This window comes from Paenibacillus zanthoxyli JH29, assembly GCF_000520715.1.
Taxonomy (GTDB): Bacteria; Bacillota; Bacilli; order Paenibacillales; family Paenibacillaceae; genus Paenibacillus_AQ; species Paenibacillus_AQ zanthoxyli.
Genome location: NZ_ASSD01000495.1, coordinates 1 through 447, shown reverse-complemented (window position 1 = coordinate 447; position 447 = coordinate 1). Strand labels below are relative to the sequence as shown.

Here is a 447-nt window from a genome sequence, read left to right as displayed (position 1 = left end):
CTAGTACCTTGACCGCATAGCATTTAAGACTTACCCTCTCTATATAGCAGGAACTGGGAGGGTGAATAACATGAATAAAAAATACGAGATTCGACTGAAGCCAGAAGAGCGGGAGCAAATCAACCAACGCCTTCATGCCGCCGGAACTTCAAAAGGGATTCGGAATCGGTGCCTCATCCTAATGTTAGCGGATGAAAATCAAGGATCTGCACCGAAGCAGACAGAGATTGCCCGGCGAGTCGGCGTTTGTGAGGTCACGGTTTATCACACGCTCAAAGATTATTGCACTCACGGTTTGGAGGCGACTCTGCGTTATCGACAACGGCCGGAGCCTGGACGCCCTGCTGCGATTACCGGGGAAGTAGAAGCACGCATTGTCGCGATGGCCTGTTCTGAGCCTCCTGAGGGCTATGCCCGCTGGACCATTCGCCTGTTGACTCAGCGGGT

1 protein-coding gene is annotated in these 447 nt (G+C 52.6%); it reads left to right on the top strand.

All coding sequences use genetic code 11. The features are described 5' to 3' along the window. Positions 1-70: 70 nt before the first annotated feature. A partial coding sequence (locus L691_RS30780) for a helix-turn-helix domain-containing protein (protein WP_025691948.1) occupies positions 71-447 on the top strand: 377 nt, incomplete at its 3' end.